Source organism: Hymenobacter sp. UYAg731, assembly GCF_054061335.1.
Genome location: NZ_JBSSEC010000008.1, coordinates 160,628 through 169,085 on the forward strand (window position 1 = coordinate 160,628; position 8,458 = coordinate 169,085).

The window sequence follows — 8,458 nt, forward strand, 5'->3', positions numbered from 1 at the left end:
TCGGCTTGGTCCGTGTAGGGCTAACACCCAAACGGCCCCACAAATTTCACCATAAATCCGTTGGCAGACAAAAACAAGGAGCCGAACGGTCGTTGGAAGGTTGCAGTTCTAGCAACCAGAACTTAGAACGGAGAGCTTAGAACTCAGAATTAAATCTTTCTGGGCCCTAATCTCTCCGTTCTAAGTTCTGATTTTCAATGATTACTTGGTCACCAGCTTGCTCACTTCGGCCTCGTTCACTTTCACGGGGCGGGCGGCGCGCATCTGGGCAATCCATTCTTTTTCCAGGTAAGTCTGGTAGTCCGACGTGGCCTGGCCACGGGCTTCGGCCAGGGTTTTGGGGCCGGCAGCCAGCGTGCGGTCGATGGTGGCGGCGTAGTAGCGGCCGTCCTTCTGCACGTTGTAGGTGCCGGGGCCTTTGGCCATCAGGTCGTCCATCACCTTGTTGTCGCCTTTCTGGAACACTTTCTGGCTGATTTGCACCGACAGCGGGTTCTGCTCGTTCAGTTCCGACTCGATGGCGGCCGAATTGCCGCTGAACAGCGCCACCTGCGCCGAATTATCGGCACTTGGCTTGGCCTGCACCATTTTGCGAATGCGGCTGGTGGCCACGCCCCGGCGGCGCAGCTGGCGCACCGTCGAATCGGCGCGGGCGTTGGCCAGGCTTACTTTTTCGCCTTTTTTCACGCGGCCCGTGATGGTCACCAGCATGCTGGTGTCCTGGGCCATGCGCTTGCTGATATCATCCAGCGACATCACTCCCGTTTTTGCCAGCGAGCTGCCTTTCGTGAAGGCGACGCCCGTGGGGACGTTGCGGGTGAGCGGGAAGCGGCCGGTTTTCAGCTCTTTCTGCACGCGGGCCAGCAGGGCGGGCGTGGCGGCGCTCACCACGGTGCCCTGCACGCGCTGGTCCCACTGGTACTTGGCCTGGTTGTCGGCGAAGTATTTTTTCAGGCCCACGGTGTCTTCAATGGCCTTGCTCCACACCTTCTCGTCCATCAATTGGAAGAGCAGAATGCCGTCGCGGTACTCTTTCACCAGCATGCGGTAGTCCTCATACTTGGTATCGAGGCTGCTTTTCTCGAATTCGGTCAGGCTTTGCTCCACGTACTGGTCGTAGAGCTGCTGCATGGCGAAAGCCGGCTGGGCGCCCGTGCGGGGCCGCTGGTTCTGCTGTGCGTATTTCAGGAAGTCACTCACCAAGTAAGGCTTGCCCTTGATGCTAAACAGCGTCGAATTGTCGTTGGCAGCACCTTTCGCCGCTTTCACCGCAGCTGCCGGGGCCGTGTACTTGAAACGGCCGGCTACCAGCGCCGTATCAGCCTTGCTGAACACATACGTTTTGGCGGCGGCCATTTCTGAGAACTGGTCTTCCTGGCGCACGCGCTTCAGGAAAGCAGCTTTGTTCAGCTCCGAGCGCGAATCCTTGGCCACTTTGCTTTTCAGGCTGGGCTCCATGTCGGCAAATTTGGCCAGCGGCTGACGCTCAATCAGCTTGATAATGTGCCAGCCGTAGGGCGTCTGGACCGGGGGGGCCAGGTCGCCGGGCTTCTGCAGCTTAAAAGCGGCATCTTCAAATGACGGAATCATGCGGCCGGTGCCGAAGGGCGGCAGTTCGCCACCGTTGGCCGCCGAGCCGGCATCTTCCGAGAACTGGGCCACGAGCTTGTCCCAGTTCTCGCCCTTTTTCAGGCGGCTGTAGAGCTCGTCGATTTTCTTTTTGGCGGTGAGCGAGTCGGCCTTGGCGGCGTTGGCGTTCATGCGTACCATAAGGTGCGCCACCTTGATTTCGCCCTGCGCCGTGCGCTTGTCGTTTACTTTAATAATGTGATAGCCGAAGCGCGTGCGGATGGGCTGCGACACCTGCCCCACGGGCGTTTTGTAGGCCGCCGACTCAAACGGGTACACCATCTGCATGGCCGTGAAGTAGCCCAGCTTGCCGCCGTTCTCCTTGGCCGAGGGGTCTTCGCTGTTGGCGCGGGCCAGCTGGCCAAAATCGGCCCCGCTCAGGGCCTGCTCGCGCAGCTTCCCAATCTTCTGGTAGGCAATCAGGGTGTCCTGCGGGGTGGCATCGGGTGCCACGCGGATGAGGATGTGCGAGGCGTTTACCTCCTGGCTCATGCGGTCGTAGGCCTCGCGCACCAGTTGGTCGGTCACGCTTTTCTCGGTGAGGTAGGGCTGGGCCAGCTGCTGGCGGTAGCCCTCCAGCTCCCGCTTGAAGGCCTGCGTGGTGTCGAGGCCCTTCTGCTCGGCTTCCAGCACTTTCAGGCGGAAGTTGGTGTACAGGTCCAAGTAGTCGGTCACGCTCTGGCGGGTGCCGTAGTCGGAGGCCGAGTTGTTGTTTTTCCGGTAAACGTAGGCAAACTCGTTGGCCGGCACCGGGTACGTGCCCAGCGTTTCGACGGCCGGGCCGACAGCGGTAGAACCCGTGGTGGCCGAAGTGGCCGGTTTGGAAGTTTGGCAGCCAGCCAGCAGTGTTACGACGGCCGCGCCGGCGTACAGAATGCGTTTATGCATAGGAAAGGTTAGAAGACAAAAGCGCTAAGCCAGTAGTAAGCAGCGGCGCGGGCATAAAATTACTGGTGCGAAATTAACTAATTTCCGGGCGGAATGATGCAAGTTATTGGCCGAAGGTGCCGGATAAAAAAAAGACCGTCGCGCCAGGCACAACGGTCTCAAAAATAAAGGCCAAAAGCGGAATTCAAGCCAGATGCTTGCTGAGGTGGCACACGGTGTGGTTGCCGCGCGTAAAAAACTCCACGCGGTCCATGAGCCGGTTCACCAGGGCCATGCCCATGCCGCCCTTGCGGCCCTGCTGAATGTAGGCGTGGAAATCGGGGTTGGGCGTGGGACCGGGCAAGAAAATGGTGTCGCCATTGTCGGCAATCTCCACATTCAGGTCATGCTGGTCGAAAGCCAGGGTGAGGTCCAGGAACTGGGTTTCGTCCTCGCCATTGGCGTGGATGATGAAGTTTGCCACTACCTCATCCACGGCCAGCACCACTTGGTTCACCGTCACTTCGGAAAGCTGCCGGGTGTTGAGGTAATTCCGCACAAAATCGCGCACCTGTTGTAGGTGGGCACGCGAGCAGGCAATGCGGAGGGCAGACTTCATAAGGAGTTAAGAGTTACAAGTTAAGAGTTAAGGGTTAATGAATTGAAATGACGAAAACGACGGCTTCAATCCTTAACTCTTAACTCCTAACGCTTAACTGAATTATGCGGCTTCGGCTTCGGTAACGCTGGGTACAATGGTCATCAGCGCGTCAAGCCCCAGGATTTCAAATACGTTGAATACTTTTTCCTGCATGTTGAAGAACACCAGCTTCACGTTGGCATCCTGAAAGCGCTGAAGGTGCGAAATGAAAACTCCCAGACCGGCCGAGGAAATATAGCTGAGTTTGGCGCAGTCGATGAGGACTTTGCGATAGTTGAGAATATCGGGTTTAGCCAGCTCAGTGTCAAGCACAATGGCGGAACTGGCGTCCAGCTCGCCATCGAGCAGGAGGGTAAGGGTGTCAGCGGAGGGTTGGGCGGTAACTTTCATAATGAGGGCGATACGTCAGGCCTAGAGTAGGGGTTGGGCCGACTTGAATTTAATCACGAGCAGAGTCTGGTCGTCGTGGATGGGGTGGCCGTGCGTAAAGCCGTTGAGGTCATTAAGAATGAAGTTTTTAATGTCTTCAGCCTCCTGAAAATAACTTTCCTCCAGGCGCAGCTTGAGGCGGTCTTCGCCGTACTCGTCGGTGCCGGAGCCGCCGCGCGCCTCCACAATGCCATCGGTGTAAATCACCATCACATCGCCGGGGCTGTAGTCGTAAAACTGGTTTTTGATGTGCTTCTCGTAGTTCTCGTTCCGGATGATACCGAGGCCCAGGCCGGCCGAGTCGAAGTAAAAAACTTCCTCGCGCAGGGCGTGGTAGTAGAGCGTGTGGCAATGCCCGGCGCGGGCAAATACAAAGCCGCCCTGCTCATAGTCAATGATGTAGAGCGAAGAAGTGATAAACGATGACTTCTCCAGGCAGTGAATAAGGGCCGTGTTGGCCTGGGCCATGAATTTGCTGGGCACCGGGAATTTGTCGCGCTCGTTTTTGGCCAGCGGGTTTTCCTGCATCAATGAGTGGAAAATCCCTTTCATCTGGGCCATGTGGAAGGCGGCGGTCACGCCCTTGCCACTCACATCGCCGATGATGACGGCCAGCCGCCGGCCCGGCAGGTGCAGGAAGTCGTAAAAATCGCCGCCTACCTCCTTGGCTGCCAGTGAGTGCGAGCTGATTTCGAACCAGTTATCGGTGGGCAGGTTTTTGGGGATGAGGCTGTCCTGCACCTGCGACGCGATTTTCAGCTCCTCCTGGGTACGCTGGTTGGCCAGCGAGGTCCGCATCAGCTCCAGGTTTTCGATGCTGAGGACGGCCTGGCCGGTAAAGGTTTGGAGGATGCTGAGGTCTGCGCGGTTGAAGGTGTTGGGCTCTGCTTTCAACAGATACAGGGTGCCGTACTTGAAGTGCAAGCCGTGCAATGGCAGCTGAATGAGCGCGCGGAAGGCCTGCGTGGTACCCAAAAAGCCGGGGTGGCGGTTCAGGTCGTTGGTCACGTACTCGCCCTCCACGGGTGGGTGGGCCCGCAGGCTCGTGCGCAGGGCATCTGCCTGCGCGGGCGTGATATTGTAGTACTGGGTGGCGTTGGTGTCGTCGGTGCCCGTGTGGTGGGGGGCGATGTCAATCCAGGCCGCATCGGCCCGCACGGTTTCCACGGCCGAATCCAAGAGCACATGATAGACTTCGGTGGAAGTCTGGCCTCGTTGGACAATCTGGGCCAGGCGTTGCAGGCTCAGCATCTCGCTCTCGCGCAGGGCGGCCGGGGTTGCCTGGCGTGGCGCGGCCGGCGACCGCAAAAACAGCTTGACCAGCACCGCGAGAGTGCCCAAGTCGGCCAGCAGCAGCAGCCAAGTGGCCCACGATGCGGTCCCGGTGCCGCCGTCAGTCAGCAAATTGCCGACGGCCAGCGCTCCGCTCAGCAGCGCTAATAGAAAACCAATGTAGAGTAACGGATGACGCACAGACAGAAACTAGGAATAACACAAGCACACCAGCCCGCCGCGCCGTAGCCGACGCTCAACCGGGGTGCAAGATACAATCGGCTACCGGAAAAGACTTCATCCGGGACAAGACCCAAAAATGGGCAATGCCGGCCGCAGCCAGCATTGCCCATTGTCATTCAACCCACTAATCGGCCTTTGGTAAAGCAGACACCCGGCTAGCGGCTCGAATAATTTGGGGCCTCGCGGGTAATCTGCACATCGTGCGGGTGGCTCTCGCGCAGGCCGGCCCCGGTGATGCGGACGAACTGCGCCGCCTGCAAGGCCTCAATGTTGGCCGCGCCCACGTAGCCCATGCCGGCCCGCAGGCCGCCCGCCAGCTGGTAAATCACCTCCGATACGTTGCCTTTGAAAGGTACGCGGCCCACAATGCCCTCGGGCACCAGCTTCTTCACGTCGTCCTCGGCGTCCTGGAAGTACCGGTCCTTGCTGCCGTCTTCCATGGCCTCCACCGAGCCCATGCCGCGGTAGCTCTTGTACTTGCGGCCTTCGTAAATGATGAGGTCGCCGGGCGCTTCCTCGGTGCCGGCCAGCAGCGAGCCCACCATCACGGCCGCCGCCCCGCCGGCCAGGGCCTTCACGAGGTCGCCCGAGAACTTGATGCCGCCGTCGGCCACCAGCGTCACGCCGGTTCCTTCGAGGCCCTTGGCCGCTTCGAGCACGGCCGATAGTTGCGGCACCCCAATGCCGGCAATGATGCGTGTGGTACAGATGGACCCCGGGCCTACGCCCACTTTCACGCAGTCGGCCCCGGCATCGGCCAGGGCTCTGGCACCGGCGGCGGTGGCCACGTTGCCGGCCATCACGTCGAGGTTGGGGTAAGCAGCTTTGATGGCGCGCACGGCATCCATCACGCCCCTGGAGTGGCCGTGGGCGGTGTCGAGGCTCACGATATCTACGCCGGCTTCGACCAAAGCGGCCACGCGCTGGAGCAGGTCGGGCGTCACGCCCACGGCGGCGCCTACGCGCAGGCGGCCCTGGCTGTCCTTGCTGGCGTTGGGGGCGCGGCGGCGCTTGCGGATGTCTTTATACGTCATCAGGCCGGCCAGGCGGCCGTCGGCATCCACCAGTGGTAGTTTATCCACTTTGCTGTCGGTGAGCAGGGCCTCGGCCGCCGCCTGGGTGATGCCGGCGGGGGCCGTGACGAGGCGAGCCAGGGGTACCATCACAGTAGTCACGGGCTGGTTCATGTCTTTCTCGAAGCGCAAATCGCGGCTGGTGAGGATGCCTTCGAGAACGTGGCCGCCGTTCACCACCGGGATACCGCCGATGTTGTGCTTGCGCATCAGTTGGCGGGCATCGGCCAGGGTGGCGGTGGGCGGCAGGGTAAAGGGGTCCTGAATCAGGGCTGACTCGCTGCGCTTTACGCGGCGCACCTGCTCGGCCTGCGCCTTGATGGACATATTCTTATGAATGATGCCCAGTCCGCCTTCCTGCGCCAGGGCAATGGCCATGTCCGACTCCGTAACGGTGTCCATAGCCGCCGAAATCAGCGGGGTTTGCAGCCGGATGTTATTGGTGAGGCGGGTGCCGGTGTCGCAGTCGCGGGGCAAAACCTCGGAGTATGCTGGCAACAGCAGTACGTCGTCGTAGGTGAGGGCCTCGAAGGCAATTTTAGGGGTTGCGGAATCCGCCATGGCAAAAGGGGTTGGGGGTTGGTGCCTTTTGCCAGTCAAAGGTACGGCGGGAAGTTGGGTTGAAACCCCAATTTCCCGCCGCCTTATCTTTATTCTTTGGTGAATTTGCTGGTACCCACCGCGCCGCCTGCCGAGAGGCGCGACAGGTACAGGCCGGAAGCCAGGCGGCTCACGTCCACGCTCTGGCCGTTGCGCACGTGGGTGTGCAGCACGGCCCGGCCCCGCGCGTCGCTGATTTCAAGTAAGGCATCGCCAGCCAAGTTAGCAGGCAGTGAAACGCGCAACTCACGGGCGGCGGGGTTGGGGTAGAGGCTCACGGTGAGGGTTTGGGCGGGGCGCACCGCGGTAGCCACGGCCGGCGCATACAGCCAGGAGTAGCCGGCCGGAAACTCGCGCTTCCAGAACCATTCGGCGTGCTGGCCGTCGGCGCGGGTATTGAAGTTTAGGTTGGCGGCCGGCACACCGCCGCGTTGCAGCGAGTCGCGCAGGGCCTGCATCTGGGGCACCATAGTAGTGCTTTCGGTGGTGCCGCTCACGAAGTAGAAGCGGGTGTTGGGGTTGGCCGGGTGCTGGTGGGCGTAGGCGGCCAGCTGTGGGTAAGCAAACCAGTAAGCGGGCGAAAACGACGCCACTTTGCCGAACACCGCCGGCTCGCGCAGGGCCGCGTAGGTGGCAATGAGCCCGCCCATGCTGGAGCCGCCGATGCCGGTGTTGGCGCGGTCGGCCAGGGTGCGGTAGTTGGTGTCGATGTAGGGCTTGAGGGTTTGTACCAGGAAATCGACGTACAAATCGCCCTGCCCGCCGCCGTAGGCCGGGTTGTTCCAGGGCGAGTATTCGTCGAGGCGGTTGGCGCTGTTATCGATGGCCACCACGATGCAGCCAGTAGGGTCCTGGCCATTGGCCGCCAATAGATTCAGGGCTTCATCCACGCCCCACTCGCCTGCGAAGGAGGTAGCGGCATCGAACACGTTCTGGCCATCCTGCATGTACAATACCGGGTAGCGGCGGCCGCTGGTGGCGTAGCCGGGCGGTAGGTAGAGCCACACGCGGCGGGTGCGCCCCAACTGCGGCATGGCAAACGTGGTGGAAATCACGCTCACGTTGGCTGCTGCTGTGGAAGTGCCCCCGCCGGGGGCGCCACCCGCCAGGTCTTCCCAGTTCAGCACCTGACACAGCACGGTAGCCGCGCCGTTACCGAAAGTGTAGGTGCGGTTGGGCACCGAGCCATTCGAGGCAGTGGTTTCGACGGCTGCCCACGAGCCGCGGGTGAACTTGTATTCCATGGTGCCGGTGGCGGCGGGCAGCGTAATCTGGTAGCTGCCGTCGGCGTTGTGGGTGAGGGCGTGGGTGGCGTTGCCGGGGTCCCAGCTATTGAAGGTGCCCGCAATGTAAAGGGTGGCATTAGCCGGCGTGTTGGCCGGCACGGCCGTGATTTTGAAGGTAACCTGGGCTTGGGCGGTGAAGCCGATAAGCGCCAGCAGCAGCGTGAAAAGCTTTCTCATAGGGAACGGGTGGGATTTGAAAGGATAAGAGAATTCGGGGCGTGAAGGTACGGCGGGGGGGGGCCCCCCCCCCCCCGCCCCCCCCCCCCCCCCCCAAAAAAAAAAAAAAAAAAAAAAAAAAAAAAAAAAAAAAAAAAAAAACCCCCCCCCCCCCCCCCCAAACAAACCCCACCAAGAAAAAAAAAACACACACAACAACAAAACAAAAATAAAACCACACA

6 protein-coding genes are annotated in these 8,458 nt (G+C 60.6%); all 6 read right to left on the reverse strand.

From position 1 onward, the window contains the following. Window positions 1–201: 201 nt before the first annotated feature. Entirely contained in the window at window positions 202–2,517 is a 2,316-nt protein-coding gene (locus tag ACVWYF_RS21375) for a peptidylprolyl isomerase (RefSeq protein WP_457071976.1), read from the reverse strand. 184 nt (window positions 2,518–2,701) lie between these two features. Further along, window positions 2,702–3,115 carry an ATP-binding protein gene (locus ACVWYF_RS21380; protein WP_457071979.1) on the reverse strand — a complete coding sequence of 138 codons (414 nt, stop codon included), beginning with the start codon at window positions 3,113–3,115 and terminating at the stop codon, window positions 2,702–2,704. A 102-nt stretch (window positions 3,116–3,217) separates the two neighbouring features. Then, a complete protein-coding gene (locus tag ACVWYF_RS21385; RefSeq protein WP_188561161.1) occupies window positions 3,218–3,547 on the reverse strand; it encodes an STAS domain-containing protein in 330 nt (109 codons plus the stop codon). 21 nt (window positions 3,548–3,568) lie between these two features. Continuing rightward, window positions 3,569–5,059: a PP2C family protein-serine/threonine phosphatase gene (locus ACVWYF_RS21390; protein ID WP_457071984.1), complete on the reverse strand. Its 1,491-nt coding sequence runs from the start codon at window positions 5,057–5,059 to the stop codon at window positions 3,569–3,571. Window positions 5,060–5,256: 197 nt separating this feature from the next. Continuing rightward, window positions 5,257–6,735: an IMP dehydrogenase gene (gene guaB / locus ACVWYF_RS21395; RefSeq protein ID WP_457071987.1), complete on the reverse strand. Its 1,479-nt coding sequence runs from the start codon at window positions 6,733–6,735 to the stop codon at window positions 5,257–5,259. A gap of 89 nt (window positions 6,736–6,824) precedes the next feature. Continuing rightward, window positions 6,825–8,237 (reverse strand): alpha/beta hydrolase-fold protein, encoded by a 1,413-nt coding sequence (locus tag ACVWYF_RS21400; protein ID WP_457071990.1) that lies wholly within the window; start codon window positions 8,235–8,237, stop codon window positions 6,825–6,827. Between the last annotated feature and the right edge of the window lie 221 nt (window positions 8,238–8,458).